Origin of the sequence: Cupriavidus gilardii (assembly GCF_013314895.1) — a bacterium.
Classification (GTDB): Bacteria; Pseudomonadota; Gammaproteobacteria; order Burkholderiales; family Burkholderiaceae; genus Cupriavidus; species Cupriavidus gilardii_C.
In genome coordinates, this window is the sequence record NZ_JABTYE010000026.1 from 24035 (window position 1) to 39087 (window position 15053).

The 15053-nt window shown below is 59.2% G+C and carries 12 protein-coding genes; 11 read left to right on the forward strand and 1 reads right to left on the reverse strand.

What is annotated here, in order from left to right; genetic code table 11:
* The first annotated feature begins 64 nt into the window (after positions 1 to 64).
* The 11 genes from HTY53_RS21000 (at position 65) to HTY53_RS21050 (ending at position 14212) form a co-directional block, all read left to right on the forward strand.
* Complete coding sequence (locus tag HTY53_RS21000) at positions 65 to 913, forward strand: PoNe immunity protein domain-containing protein (RefSeq protein ID WP_174108495.1); 849 nt, start codon at positions 65 to 67, stop codon at positions 911 to 913.
* Between the two features lie 142 nt (positions 914 to 1055).
* Positions 1056 to 2135: a type VI immunity family protein gene (locus tag HTY53_RS21005; RefSeq protein WP_174108496.1), complete on the forward strand. Its 1080-nt coding sequence runs from the start codon at positions 1056 to 1058 to the stop codon at positions 2133 to 2135.
* Positions 2132 to 3001, forward strand: a complete 870-nt coding sequence (locus HTY53_RS21010) for a hypothetical protein (protein ID WP_174108497.1) — start codon at positions 2132 to 2134, stop codon at positions 2999 to 3001. Before HTY53_RS21005 ends, HTY53_RS21010 begins: the two co-directional genes overlap by 4 nt.
* Positions 3002 to 3146: 145 nt before the next feature.
* Positions 3147 to 4178, forward strand: a complete 1032-nt coding sequence (locus HTY53_RS21015) for a hypothetical protein (RefSeq protein ID WP_174108498.1) — start codon at positions 3147 to 3149, stop codon at positions 4176 to 4178.
* Between the two features lie 149 nt (positions 4179 to 4327).
* A complete protein-coding gene (locus HTY53_RS21020) occupies positions 4328 to 5125 on the forward strand; it encodes a PoNe immunity protein domain-containing protein (protein ID WP_174108499.1) in 798 nt (265 codons plus the stop codon).
* Positions 5122 to 5979, forward strand: a complete 858-nt coding sequence (locus tag HTY53_RS21025) for a PoNe immunity protein domain-containing protein (RefSeq protein ID WP_174108500.1) — start codon at positions 5122 to 5124, stop codon at positions 5977 to 5979. Before HTY53_RS21020 ends, HTY53_RS21025 begins: the two co-directional genes overlap by 4 nt.
* An 18-nt stretch (positions 5980 to 5997) precedes the next feature.
* Complete coding sequence (locus tag HTY53_RS21030; protein ID WP_174108501.1) at positions 5998 to 6834, forward strand: PoNe immunity protein domain-containing protein; 837 nt, start codon at positions 5998 to 6000, stop codon at positions 6832 to 6834.
* A 970-nt stretch (positions 6835 to 7804) separates the two neighbouring features.
* Positions 7805 to 8743, forward strand: a complete 939-nt coding sequence (locus HTY53_RS25155; RefSeq protein ID WP_254600053.1) for a PoNe immunity protein domain-containing protein — start codon at positions 7805 to 7807, stop codon at positions 8741 to 8743.
* A 92-nt stretch (positions 8744 to 8835) separates the two neighbouring features.
* Positions 8836 to 11778: a type VI secretion system tip protein TssI/VgrG gene (gene tssI, locus HTY53_RS21040; protein WP_174108502.1), complete on the forward strand. Its 2943-nt coding sequence runs from the start codon at positions 8836 to 8838 to the stop codon at positions 11776 to 11778.
* A 14-nt stretch (positions 11779 to 11792) separates the two neighbouring features.
* Entirely contained in the window at positions 11793 to 13598 is a 1806-nt protein-coding gene (locus HTY53_RS21045) for a peptidoglycan-binding domain-containing protein (RefSeq protein ID WP_174108503.1), read from the forward strand.
* Between the two features lie 5 nt (positions 13599 to 13603).
* Complete coding sequence (locus HTY53_RS21050) at positions 13604 to 14212, forward strand: hypothetical protein (protein ID WP_174108504.1); 609 nt, start codon at positions 13604 to 13606, stop codon at positions 14210 to 14212.
* A 133-nt stretch (positions 14213 to 14345) separates the two neighbouring features.
* Here the strand turns inward: HTY53_RS21050 and HTY53_RS21055 are convergent, their stop codons facing one another.
* Positions 14346 to 15041, reverse strand: a complete 696-nt coding sequence (locus HTY53_RS21055; protein WP_174108505.1) for a hypothetical protein — start codon at positions 15039 to 15041, stop codon at positions 14346 to 14348.
* Positions 15042 to 15053 lie beyond the last annotated feature (12 nt).

The window sequence follows — 15053 nt, forward strand, 5'->3', positions numbered from 1 at the left end:
CTCTCCCGGAGGATCACCATGTCCAGCGACCCGGCTGCGCGCCCTCCGCGACGGTAGTGACAATATGAACTTTATCGAACGACGCCGGCAACAGTTCTTGAGCGAAAGCAACTATCGCATGGGGCTTGAAGGCCTTCTTGAGTCCATAAGGGTCTTCTCGAAACAACCATCCGGAGTTGGTAGGAATCTTCAGGAAAGGTGGCTGGCGTCTGCTGAGATCGTTGCGTCCAACCACTTCGATCTATGCCTTCTGAAATATACAGCTGGGGATGACATTTCAGCGCTGCGCGCAGATCTTTGCCACGTCGTCTCGGCGTACGAGCAACTGACGCAACTGGATCGTGCCTTTCATCGGGAACCCGACCGCCCAGTGTTCTCTTTCTCGTCCATCGATGACTACTGTCGGCTCCTACAGCTCATTGGCCTCAGCTACCTACTGCATCGGCGCGATCTATTGCCTCGGATTGCCAAGCTTTGCGACGCATTAAAGGGCGAGGATGCCATCTACGAGGACCTGCTGGCCTTTTCCCTCAGTGATCGCGTCGACATTGATCAATGGTTCTGGGACAAGCCCTACGGTGACTTAATAAAAGCATTTTACAAGGACACCGAAGCGGAACGCATTGCATCCTTGCGAGCATTCTTGAAACGTTGGTACAAAGACCTCTCTGGCACGGGATGGCACGATGCTCACAAGCCCGATCGTGAAGGAAGAACTGGGGGCTACTTCGGCTACTGGTCCTTCGAAGCAGGCGCGGCCGTTTTGCTGCTTGGTATCGAGGACGACACAAGCCTGCACTCCTTTCTCTACTACCCGAAGGATCTGGTTGCGTGGGCAAAGGCGAATATGGAACTTGGAAATGGGCAAGATGCCCCGACAACGGGCATTCCATACCAACCGGATCGCCAATGACGGAGTCAATAGATACCTATTGTGACTTCTATTTGAACCCGATTCCCAAGGCTTATCAGCCCCGTGATGTGGCCTACGTTTGCGAATTCGTGACACCAAAGGCAGACAGCCCTGCATCGGACGACCAGAGACGGCGCAGATCATGAGCACGACACATGCAGTTTTTACTCCGGAACAACTTTCCGAGTTTGTCGCGAGCTTGCAAGAGTGGCCAGCGACCGCTTGGGGTAGTGCTGACTGCGAGCTTGGCGTTTCCCCTTTCACAACCTTTTACTTTTCGTACGATTCGACACGGGCAACCGAAACCGCGCAACTGCTCGTCGACATACATGAAGAGTTCGAGGCACTGACAGCGGTGAAATACGAAATGTGCACACACCCTGGCACGACACGCCCACACCCATACGGATCAAAGCGTCTACCCAACTTGCGTCAATTCGCCAAGGACGTCAAAGCCGACAAGCATTTTTCCTTTGACGTTTCAGACAGCGAGAACATCGCGTCCTCTCCTGTCGTCGGTGGCTACTTCTGGCGCAATCCGGCCTACATGAATGACTCCGACGACCCCGACCGCAGACGCTACTCGCACATTCAGCTGTACCACTCCTGGCAGTGGTGGCTGGACAACAGTGCAGCATGGCGCCGTTTCCTATTTTCGGCGATCGACCGGTTGAAGCCTCAGCAGGTCTACAGTGGGTTCGCGATGGCCAATCCGCCTGCGTTCGGAATGCGTTCCGAAGTTTCGGTGTGGGATAGAAGCTTGGCGATGCACTTCTATGGTCTAGACATCGACTACCCTTTCAGCATGGGTTTTGGGCTCACCAAGGGCGTACGTACACCAACGTGGGGCTTCTTTCTCTCGGATAGTTGGCGCGAGAAACTCCACTGTTCACGAGAGCAGGTGCGTTTGCAGCTACAGCATCCCAAAATCAACATCTCGGACTCTGAAAATGGGCAATGGATAGAACTCGGTGACACCCCACGTCTTTACCCGGTCAGTGCGGGCGCTCCGGAGCTGCCAGTGCGCCTGAACGAGCTGCTTCGCCCCATTCGGAATAGCGACCTCGATTTGGTCGGCAGCGGCGAGTGGGATGGAGATCCAAACGTTCGCTTCACCGCAAGTGATTCTCGCCGATGGCTGGGGCGCTTCGATGATGGAAGCGATTGGCCGAGCGCTGACGCTCGCATGCGGCCAGATGCATTACCTGAGGAGATTCAATGACTGCAGCAAAGCTGACGCCCTACGACATCCCACGCAACCTTGATCAGGACGCGTGGTATCTCTATCGGATTACGGCCATTGCGCACTACGAATTGTGTGCCAGGCTCTGCGATGAGTTTGCGGAGCTCTTCAATACCTACCTGACCGGCCATGGCCTTCATGGCGCAGCTCGCCTCAATTACTGGGTCTCGCGCTACCTAACGCATGCCGAAAACATTCGACGTGGCATAGGATATATCAACAACGGCGGTGACTACATGCCGATGGTGGACATCCTCAATGCCGCTGCAGCAGACTATCGCGGCCTCGTGGAGCAGCCACTTGGGTGGATGAGCGATGAACAGCGCAAGCAGTGGGACCATGTATTTGGACGACTTAGCTACGCATGTGGCATCGGTAGCACCGCCTTACGAAACAACCTTACTAAAGGGATCCATTGGTTAAATCGACGGCCCATTGGTAAAGATCAAGTCTACCTTGAGCGGGATGATAGCAATGCGGGAGACGCAGCCACTGCGATTCAGTCCGCTGAGAAATACGGAGTCATGTCGGCGCCCAGCCCCTTTCCAACGCATCCGGTCGACCTTGGTCAGAGCGTGTGCCCTGGTGCGCGCTGCCCCCGCACAGGCGTATGGGTACCTGAACAATGGTTGGACGGTGCCACAAATTTTAGTCTTGCATTCTGTGTTGAAGGCCGCCCCATGCAACCGGCATATCGAATAAAGGGCCTGGAGCTGAACAACCCGTTCATCGGCTACGATGAAGAGATGGCTGCGGAATATGAAGCCATAGCGACCGGTTTCCCAGTTACGGAGGCAGTGGATACTACGTGGTATTTTGTTTGGCAACCCCGTTCGCAAGACTGATCCGGTCGACGATCGGCGTCTGCGCCAGGAAGGTCAGCACTGCTGCTCACTGGCACGCTGCTGAATGAACGCGGGCGGTCAGCGACATTGGCGATGTTTCCCGCAAGCGCGGCGCATCTATTGCAGGCACCCATCAGCCGTAAACATGAAACCCCTTGCCGTTTCTGCCCTTGCTTTTGCCCTGACTCTTTGCTCGACCGGGACAGTGGCCGCTCCATCATCTGCAGGCTCCACAGTGTCACAAGCACCGACACGAACAAGCGCTGAGTCAAGCCTCACGCTCTTCTACAAGCCTGGGCGAACAAAAACTCCGATCGACGTCTCCGTGGACCAATCGGTCGTCACCCGGATCCAACCAGGCGAGACAATCAAACTCCTTCCCTCCTCCGGCCCATTGACGGTCCACCTGGCCGCGTCACCACGGCGCGGTAAGGGCTCCGCCCGCACGCTCGCGTGGCAAACCGAGATCGAAGAAGGCCAGAGCACGCACGTGGTCGTACAGATGAGCGACACAGGCATCAGTCTGCTTGAACAACGGCGTTATGTGCATGCACGTCCGTTCGATAAAGTCTTTTCTCTTGACGGGGAGGATGGCCACTGGGTCGACGTATCGCCGCCTCCGCCCAATGCGCTGCGTCGAAACGACAAGGCGCCCCGACACGGGATTCAGTGGCCATCGCCAAAAGCATGGCCTGTGCGAGCCCTCTTCATTTCCGGCCATGGACTCTACGAGTTTGACAAGAAGGGCAACGTCATTCGCATGGACGGGAAGCAACCGTCTACGCCCCTGTCGATAAAGCGAGAGCAGCATGGCAACAAACCTGCCTGGTCGAATGGCAATGTCTTCCATTTGGTCAGCGGCAACGCCGTCGTCGACGACAAGGTCGACAGCGCACGGACATTCGTCCTCACAAAACGGGGACGGATCTGTCCAGCCAAGCCTATCGCGGAAGCGTATAGGCTTCACCGCGAGCTTCCGTCTCCCATATTCAGCGGAGCTTGCGACCAGGCTGTCCAATGGCGGCAATCGGGCACGCCCCTGTGGGCTTATCCCTCAGACGCAAATAGCGGCGAGCCGCCGGAGTTGCTTTGGAGCGTTCAGTATTTTCGCGATCCCGTGCGACCGATCGCAGATTTTGCGGGCAAGTGCGTATATGGATGTTCCGGGAAAGATTAGCCGTCAGACCGCTCTGCGGGAAACCATGCGCGATGATTGGATAGCCCTGGAATTTCCAGGACGGCGACCCTGTGTGCCTGCCCGCGCTCGTCACTCGCGGACAAGACGCGTCGCACCGCTGAAGCTGGCAAGCCTTACGCCCATTCGATATGGACTTTCAAGCTAAACGACACCAACGTTTCTTGAATGAAGCGAGCTATCAAACTGCCTGCCATGAGTTGACCGAAGGCATCCAACTGCTGGAATCTGCCCCTGCCGGCTCAGGTCGTTCCAAGGCTGAGGGTTGGTTGATCTCATACCGGGTCGTCGCGGAAGATCTGCTCAATCTACTCACGCTTCGCTACACCGCCGGCGAGCGAATTGAAACGCTCCGTACGGACCTGGAGAACGTCGTTGCGGCCCACGAACGCGCCACACGGCAACTACGCGCATACGAAGGCGACCCCAACGCAGTAGGGTTCGATATCGGCTCATTCGACGGGTATTACCCTTGCGTCGGACTGATCAGCCTTTGCTATCTTCTTCATCGCCGCGATCTGCTTCCTCGCATCGCCGAAATGCTGGACGGGCCGGACAAGACCAATGGCGGCATGGATTTCATGATTGAGGAACTTCTAGCCTACGCGCCACTGGACCGTTATGAATGCGACGTACTTCTGGCGACCAAGCCCTTTGCGGCTCTAGCCGATGCAATGTCAACAGAAGATAATGCCGCAGCGCTAAGCGAGTTGCAGAAATTCCTGAAGCGCTGGTACAAGGATCTCGCCGCAGCGCCATGGCATGACGCCCATAAGTCGCCAACCCAAGCCGGTTACTATGGCTACTGGTCCTTCGAGGCAGGCGCGGCTGTTCTGCTGCTTGGCATCGAGGACGACACAAGCTTGCACTCCTTCCTCTACTACCCGAAGGATCTGGTCGCTTGGGCTAAGGCAAACATAGAACGATGAACAAACGAGAGATCAACTGGGAGAGATGGGCCAATTGGAAGGTCCCGGAGGAACGCTTTGAAAGGAAGCGCGAACCACTCCTCCGCTACCCCACTTACTCGAAGCGTTTTGACGACAAGCTCGGCGGAATTGCTTCGGTGACGATCGACTTGCCGAAGCGCGTGGCCAAGGCAAAGCCGGGTGGCCTGATGACGTCAACTCGTCGCCGCTTGTGGAATGCATTGGACTGGACAAGCCTGCAGTATTCCGCAGGAGGTCAACTCGAAGACATTTCGGAGGTATGGCCACACTCTATGGCTTGGGCTGAAGAGTATGCCGACTTCCATGAGGCGTACCACGCCACTCCGGAAGCTGACAACCAAATCACACCGCATGCCACGCTGCGCGACGAGGAATACTGGATAGTCGCCCTTCGCATGGTTTGCTTCGGCATTCTCAGCGGATGCGGTGGCGACATGCCGCGTGTCATGGCCTTCCTCGACTATGGCAATGAGGACATGGGCGTACGTGATGGGCTGATTGAAAGATTGGTCGCACCCTTCGTCGCCGACCGTGGCTCGACGCCAAGCCAAGCGACTCGCCACCTTCCATACCGTAATCTACTCAAGATTTTCGACGCTGCATCGGGCGAGCGGCCCGCTTTGATGGCGAAATATCTGGACGAGTGGTATCACGCCAGCCGCGCGGAACCTTATGTCGATCAGCATGGCGAGGCCGACGTATCGTTCTACGGATATTGGTCCTGGGAGGCCGCGGCAACCACAGTCGTGCTCGATATCGATGATGCACGCTATCGGGATATGCCGTTCTACCCGAAGGATTGGGCCGACTACGCGCGAAATCGAGCAGACTAGAAATCGGCACACACAATCATGGAATTTCAGCAAGCACGCCGGCAGAAGCTGCTCCGCGAGGCGACTTTTCAGCGGGAGATGGAGCACATTCCGATGTCGATTGCCCTGTATGCCGGCAAGCCCTCTGGCGCAGCACGGACGGAGGCCGAAGGATGGGCACTGTCCTATCACGCGATCGCCAATGCTGCATATGAGCGCCTGTCCCTACGATACACCGCGGGGGATCCGATTGAGCAGCTCCGTAGAGAGCTCGATGGTGTCCTTGGCGCTTACGAGCGATTCGCGGAAGCGGACCGGGCGTTTCATAAGGATCCGCAGCGCCCTGCCTTCATATTCACATCGGTGGACGACTATAGCCGCGTGATGCAGCTCATCGGTCTTTGCTACCTTCTCCGTCGGACAGACCAACTGAGCCGGCTGGCTGCACTGTGCGACGGCTTCCGAGGCGAAGACGCCGTCTATGAGGATCTCCTGGCTTTTGCCCTTCCTGCGCGGGAAGATGTCGACGAATGGTTTTGGGACGATCCCTACGGCGACCTGGTTCGAGCAATCCACCTCGAATCAGCCGATGAAAAGCTCTCGGCTCTCACCGCGTTTCTGAAACGCTGGTATCGCTCGCTTTCTGGAACATCATGGCACGATACACACAAGTCCCCAACTCAGGCGGGCTATCACGGCTACTGGTCGTTCGAGGCAGGCGCTGCGGTACTACTGCTCGGCATCGAGGATGACAGCAGCCTGCACTCGTTCCGCCACTACCCGAAGGATTTGGTGGCTTGGGCGAAGGGACATGCAGGCACGGTCGATAGAACGCGTCTAATGCAAGACCGCGAGAGTGGAACGAGCGAAGTCTGACCAATGAGCACAAAGAGCGCAAAGCCCTATGACCAACGACGCAACCTCGACCAGGATGCGTGGTTCCTATACCAAACCACCTCCCTTGCCTATTACGAGCTATGCGTCCGTCTGTGTGAAGGCTTCGCCCAGCTCTTCAATACTCTCATCACCGGCCAAGGATGCACGGCGCTGCGCGCCTCGACTACTGGGTCTCCCGCTACCTGGAGCACGCCGAAAACATTCGGCGCTGCATCCGATTCATCGAAACTGGGGGTGACTACATCCCGATGATCGATGCTCTGAGGGCCCCTGCAAGCGATTATCGCGGCCTCGTAGAGCACCCGCTCGGCTGGATGGACGATGAGCAGCGTCAGCGTTGGGACCGTGCGTTTGAACGGCTGAGCTTTGCGTGCGGAACCGGTAGCGTAACGCTGCTCAACAATGAAACGAAGGGCACAGATTGGCTGAACCGTGCCTCAATTGGCAGGGAACGGGTATATTTGGATCGCGCGTGGGCGATCGCGCTGACGCCGTCCGTTATGCGGAGGAATACGCAGTCTTGACTCGGCCCGCAGCATACCCAAAGTGTTCCGTTGATATGACCCGGCGCGCCAAGCCGGGCTCGCTCTGCCCTCGCACCGGCGTATGGGTACCGGAACAATGGTTGGACGGCAAACGACTTTAGCGTCGCGTTCTGCGTCCATGGACGTCCTCTGCAACCGGCATACCAGTTGTACTGGGGCGAGCCCTTTGACATATGGGCGGAGTTCCCCATGCCCGAAGACAGTGATGTGGAAGACCGTTCCCTTACGTTCTTCGAAACAAGAGCCGTCGATACGACCTGGTATTTCGTGTGGCAGTAGGTGCACCGAGCCCCCCGACGCTGCGGCCAACTTTCTACTACACGGATACCTGTCTGCCGGTCCCTCGCCGGCGTTCGTGACACAGAAGCGGAGGCAAAGGCCGACGGCTATAGAGTGGGAACAACATGAGCTTCTCCGAACGACGACGGCAGGAATTCCTCAGCGAGCAGCACTGGCTGCAGGAAGTGGTCGACATACCGAAAGTCCTCTCGATGCACGCGAGCGGGCCCTCGGGCGCAGCAGACTCCGAGGCAGAGGGATGGACCCTTTCCCTTCAGTCCATTGCGCGTATCCGCTATGAGTATCTGTCCCTGAAGTACACTGCCGGCGAACCCATCAATTCCCTACGTGCCGACTTGGAAGCCGTCGTCGCTGCGCATGAGACGGCCACTGAGCAGCTGCGCCAATACGAGCGAAATCCGAATGCCATGGGGCTGGATATCGGATCGTTCGACGGCTATTGTCCATGCCTTGGGCTGATTGGTCTGTGTTATCTGCTCCACCGGCGAGACCTGCTTCCACGAATCGCAGCTTTTCTTGACGGCCCAGACAAAGCAAACGCTGGCATGGATTTCCTCATTGAGGAGTTCCTGGCGTACGCACCCATGGAGCGCTACGTATGCAATACCCTTCTGGCGATGAAGCCGTTCGAGTCCTTGGCGGACGCGATGTCGACGGACGATAATGAAGCTGCGCTAAAGAACCTACATAGGTTTCTTGAACGGTGGTACAAGGATCTCGCCGGAGCCGCGTGGCACAACACCACAAGTCCAAAGGCCAAGCCGGTTACTTCGCTTACTGGTCATTTGAGGCAGGAGCAGCCGTCCTATTACTGGGCATCGAGGACGATAGCACCCTGCACTCTTTCCCCTACTACCCGACGGATCTGGTTGCCTGGGCCAAGGCAACCGCAAGGCTACAAGGGCATGGGGATACCTCGACAGCCATCGCCATGCGATGAGAGCCAAGACCGATGGAGCGGTCATCCGGCAGAGGGATGTCGAACAATCCGACCCACGACTGTAGGTATTAGCTCTTCAGCGGAACGTCGTATCACGCCGTAAAGTTTCCTGAGGGCCATCCGTAGCACCATGCCACCATTCTTGCCGCGACAAATTCGCCGCAAGGGACTTTGGTAAGCATGGGACTACGGATCATGACGCCCGCCCCTTTTGTTCCGCCTCATCTCATCGTTGCTCTGCTGCGCCAGAGAAGCCGATTGATCGCCCTCGAAACAGGGCTGGTCGACGTCAGCCTCGTAGTCGAACGCTTCACGGCGTTCGAAGCCCTATCCAAGTCCTTCGTCATCGAAATTGACTGCCTGTCGCCGTCGGCGCATCTCGATACGGTCGAGCTGGCGCGGCAGGAGATCACGCTGCGGCTGATGCTGGCCGATGGACGCTATCGCGCCTGGCATGGCTTCGTCGTCGATTGCGCGGCAATGGGCGGCGACGGCGGGCTGGCGCGTTACCGGCTCACCGTGGCGCCGTGGCTCGAGCGCCTGCGCGGCCGCGTCGACTGCTACGTCTACCAGGACAAGACCGCGCAGGAGATCGTCGAAGAGGTCTTCCGCGACTATCCGGCGGCCAACTTCCAGTTCACGGTCTCCCAACCGCTGCGCCGCCGCTCGATCTGCGCCCAGTACCGCGAGAGCGATTTCGACTTCGTGCAGCGGCTGCTGGCCGAGGAAGGCCTGTCCTACCGCTTTGAACACCTGCAGGGCGAAGACGACAAGCCCGAGGGCAGCCAGGCCCGCCATCGTCTGGTGGTGTTCGACAACGATGCGGAACGCCCGCCCTGCCCCCAATCGAGCATCCGCTTCCATCGCGCCGACATGACCGAGGAGACGGACACGATGACGGTCTGGTCGACGCGGCACAGCATCGGCCCCAACGCGGTCACCGTGTCGTCCTGGGACTACAAGACGCTGACCGCCGCGTCGGCGCAGGCCAATGCCGCTTCGGTGCCCGGCGAATGGCCGACCCTCGAAGCGTTCGATGCGCATGGGCCTTATCGCTATCCCGATGCGGCGACGGCCGATCGTGCGGCGCAATTGCGCATGCAGGGAGAGGAAAGCGGCTTTGTTCGCTTCGATGGCGCCGGTACCGTCCGCCAGCTGGGCGCCGGGCAGCGCTTTGCCCTGACCGAACATTTCGCAGCTGACGGCGACGAATTCGTCGCGCTGTCGGTGCGCCACGAAGCGGCGAACAACCTCGGCGCCGATGTCGCCAGGCTGCTCGGCACCACCGAGGTCGAGGCCGGCGGCTATCGCAATACGCTCGAAGCGGTGCGCGCCGATGCCCCGATCGTGCCGCATTTCCGCGCCAAGCCGACCGCGCCCGAAGGCCAGACCGCCATCGTGATCGCCGAGGGCGAGACGCCCCTGCACACCGATCGCGATCATCGCGTGCGCGTTCGCTTTCCGTGGCTGCGGGCCTTTGCGCCGGCGGACCAGACGGGCAACGCGGGCCAGGCTGCCGCCTTCACCGATCCCGGCTCTGATGACCTGACCCAGGTCACCGCCTGGGTGCGCGTCGCCGGCGCCATGGCCGGTCCCAACTGGGGCACCCACCACCTGCCGCGCGTCGGCACCGAACTGCTGCTGACCTTCCTCGACGGCGACATCGACCGGCCGCTGGCCGCGATGCAGCTGCACAACGAACAGGACACCCCGCCCTGGGCCAACGACGACAAGCCGCTCGCTTCCATGCTGTCCGGCTGGCATACGCGCGGCCTGGGCGGCGACGGCTACAACCAGTGGGTCGTCGACGACTTCAAGGGCCGGCTGCGCATGCGGCTGGCCAGCTCCGCGGCGCAGACGCAGCTGAACCTCGGCTATCTGGTCGCCCAGGGCCCGCAGGACGCTCAGCGTGGCCCATGGCGCGGCACCGGCGCCGAACTGCGCAGCGACGCGTGGGCGACGGTGCGCGCCGGCCAGGGTCTGCTGCTGTCGACCACCGCGCGACCTCGCGCCACCGGCACGGTGATGAACATGGCCGAGGCGATCGCGCTGCTCAAGGGCGCGCAACGGACCGCCGACCGCTTGTCGACCGCCGCGCAGACGCAGACCGCCCTGCCCCTGGCCGCCAACGAGCTGTTCGAACCACTGCTGACGATGGTCGAGCCCGAGCAGGACGGGCACTACGCCGACACCGTCAACGGCCAGGACGCCAAGCAGCCTGACGGCAAGCCGGTCGAGCGCTTTGCCGAGCCGCTGCTGGTGGCGGAGACGCCAACTTCCATCGCGGTCGCCAGTCAGGAAACCACTGCGGTCTATTCGGGCCGACACCTGCACGGCACCGTGCAATCGGACTGGCAGCTGACCGCCGGCAAGACCATCGCGATGGCGGCGGCGCAAGGCGTGTCGCTGTTCGTGCAGCGTAATGGCTTGAAAGCCGTTGCCGCCAATGGGCCACTGTCGGTACAGGCGCATGGCGGCGCGATGTCGATTCTAGCGGACAAGGAAGTGGTGGTGACTTCGTCGAATGAGGCGGTCGAGATTCTGGCGAAGAACACCGTCGTGCTGCATGCGGCGGATTCGGTGATTCGATTGGAAGGGAATGCGATTACTTTCGAGACGCCGGGGATGGTCGAAGTCAAAGCGATTCACCATACTTTCACCGCAGCGGAGGGCAATCCAACAATCCCGACTCATCATCCCTCGGCCACTGCGATCCCGCCCGGACACTTTGCCGTCCGCATCGCGCGTCCATTCGAGGCAGAGCCCATCATCGGCAAGCCCTATGTGCTGTGCCTGGGTACCCAGACCTTCGAAGGAAATGTCCCGGCCAGCGGAGTCATAGAGCATCCCATGGTGCCAGGCACGGAGACCGCCACGCTGACAATTCATCCGTTTGACCGTCAACACCAGCCATGGCAATGGACATTGGATCTACGCGTTCAGGCCAATACGAAGGATCACCGCGGCATCCAGTCCCGACTAAAGAATCTCGGCTTCTATGACGGCAAACTCGACGGAGTCTGCGGCCAAAGAACCCGGGCGGCACTGCGGGCGTTCCATGAGACGGTCAGGATGCCCTCTTCCTCCGGCCTACATGCGGATGCGCTGACATCGCTTAACGCCCAGCATGACATCTGACCGCCGGCCGCCCCATGCGATACGGCAACTTCGACCTTCAGCGCGACGATCACGATGGCGCGGTCCGGGACAACCGCCCGCCGCGTTGGGGCGGGCTCTTTGACCCCCCTTCCTATCCGGCAACCGGCGAGACACCTCAAGATCAGGGTGGAGCGACGCTCGTTGTACCCCAGTACGTGCAACAACTGCAGCGCGATCTTCGATCCCTCGGGTTCGGTGTCGTGGGCGTACCCAGCGGCTACTTCGACCGTTATACAGAGTGGGCAGTACGCGAATTCCAGATCTATGCGGGGATGTCGCATGTCGCGCAATTCAGTGCAGCACGACTTCGAAGTCTCCTTCCCGCGAGCCAACTCGGCACGCCGTTGGCCGAGCACGCGCATGATGTTGCATCGCTAGGAATGCGCGATGACTCGAGTCCGGCAGAGTCACTCTATGTTGCGACGCTGTCCCGCGTCCCCAACACCTGCAGATACACAGGTCCGATATCGGGAGTCGTTAACCAAACGACTCGGGATGCCCTGGACCACTGGGTGCACCACAACTACCGTTGCCCTGTGGTCATTGAGGTGTGGACGGTGGACGCCCGAACGCAGGCTCGTACCCGGCCGTTTGTGAACGGGATAAACATCTGGCGACACGATGAGATCACGCACGTAGGCGTAAAAAACGGACCCTGGTGGAAGACCCACACCCGAATGTTCTTTCGAGACTTCACGCGCTACTACTGCTATCCCAGCACGCAACGGGACGACCATTACCAACCACTTGGCAGCTACACCAACTACAAGGGCTACGGCGGTCCCGTCAGCACTGTGCCAGCGCACTGCTGGCCCGAAAGCGAAATGACTCCTGAACGCTTAATCGAGGGAAGAACGTTGGCGGCACTACAGGCGGACCCTCAGTGTGCCACGGCATCGACGTACAGGGTAGTCAGAGCCACGGCCGAGCAGGAATGCCTGGCAGCGTTCGACTCCGTCAACGCATACGACGACGCTCTTGTGTCAATCGGGCCGTGTCATTGGACATTGGGCGTCCTGCCCGCCAAGGGGTACCACAATGGTGAGCTGGCCGGGTTCCTCGCCTATGTCCTGCATCACCATCGGTCCGACTACCTTACGGCCTTCGGCAATTTCGGGCTCTATCCTTCCGCCGCGTGGGTACGGAGCAACCAGGGAGCGCTATGGAACGCTGGCCAGCGCAAGTATGCCGGCTGGATTCGCCAGCACGCGCCCGTTACAAGTCCCGCCGAGGCGCCGGACAATCTCGGCAGACTTCCGGAAGTCAGCCGCCAGCTACCAGAGGCGAATTACTACAAGACGTGGCATTGGTTCTACCGGTGGGTGATGGCAGGCCGATGTGTACCGGGCGTTCGTAGCTCGATGTGGGATATGGTACGGCTCCGATTAAGAGACATCCTTGCCATTCCTGTGCTGGCCAGAGCGGGAAACCAACGGATAGCAGGCTCCCTCGGCACGGTCTTCACCTCGGAGAAGGCCATCGCGATCCTCCTGCGTTGGCACATCTTTCGCCCCGCACACGTAGCCGGCAATGCAGTAGGTGATTCCATGCATAAGGCAATACTGGCGAACCCAAGTATCGATTGGGCTCTACCGCTGAATCGTTGGACTGACCTGCACGAGCAAGCCCTGAGCCGACAACTACTGACAGATGCGACGGCGATCACCAGTAGCCAGAAAGATCTTGCATCCTGGCCGGCATACGCCGGACGGGAGATCCGCAAGTATTCCCTGAACCACGAGTTGGGACCGCTTTCAGAAGCGCGACACTCCTTCGTGTTGGACACCACAGGACTGTGACATTGATGCTAAAGAAAATCATCGTGATGGCTGCTGCGGCGTCCGCGGTAGCGCTGGCGGAGGCCGGAAGTCTCCATTCAAGCGAAGGAATTCAGCGGTTCTGCAACAAGGCTGCTGACGACCGCATTTTCGACATCAAGTTTCGTGATGACGGAGCCGTCTCCGTGTGCTTCCCCGGTCAGGACGACGTGGATTGCTTTTATTCGTACACACAGGGGAAAACGTATTTGCACTCGCGCCCCGACCTGAACAACGATGGTCTTCCTGACGTCATCGTAAAGGACTTTCGATCGGCATACGGGCTACATGAGGTGGTTCATTTGATGGCATTCGTCCAGTGCAAGGACAAGACCTTTCTTCAGGTAGCCGATGAAATGCTCACGGATCTGAAGCCGATACGCCGTGCCAAGCCACAGCAGTTCAGTGATCTCAGGGCCAGCCGCGCGTGCTATGACGAGAAGCTGGAACGGGTGCGGACACGCTTTTTTCGGCTCAGGTTTGACAGGAAGACATTCTTTTACGGCCCGCCCGACGGGGACCCGGAATTGAGCCAGTACTGCACCGATAAGGAGCTCTCCCTTCCATCGTCGGCTCTCATCGGTCCGGCGCACTAAGGGCGTGGAACTGCAACTCTTTCGGAACCCCGTTCACCTCTGCCGAGGCCGGAACCTTCCGCTTCACCACTATCCCGAGCCTTAGCTGCGCGCATCGATCGTCGCTTGTCGCTCCCGTGGCTCCCAAGACTTCTTACCTTGGCTTCCGCGAGAACAGCAGGCGACACCAACCGGCGATACCTTCGGCGCCATGCTCCTGAACGTCCGCAGGCGCCACAACCTTGCGGTTTGCACTGATGTCCCATACCCCGGGGTAGCTATTAGGTCCGCAATCCATCTCACCGTTGGGAGACGCGAAGCGTCCATCTGCCGATAGCCTTCCTTTGGCACGGGAGTCATCATATGCAAAACCGTACTTCTGGAGCTGCTCCAACGGCATTGACTTTACATAGGCCCCCGGGATGCCAACGAGATTGCGCGAGGTTCCTATTCGCGCGATTGTCGCAAGAAAACTTGGCGGCGTTGTTGAGATGGGATCTATGGACAGATAGATATCCTTGTTGATATTTAGATCAATCAATGTTCCTGCCGCCGCTGGAATGCTCTTCTTCGATGGACGAGCTTGTTCGCACCGAGACAAGTCTTCCATCAAGACATACTCAGTGTCCGAGACAATGAGCGCAGCACCATCGGACGACGGTTCAGCACTGTCAGCCTTGAACCCAAGCTCGCAGACAAGCGTCTTGCCATTGCCGTCTTGTATCGCCACTTCTCGACCATCCGACCGGAGCGCAAAGCTCGGGTCAACAAAGGCCCCCGCTATGCCTAGGCCGGGCGATAAAAAGCCGAGGAAAGCAGAGAACAACACGGTTACTGTCAAAGGGGACATGCCCGCGGATGC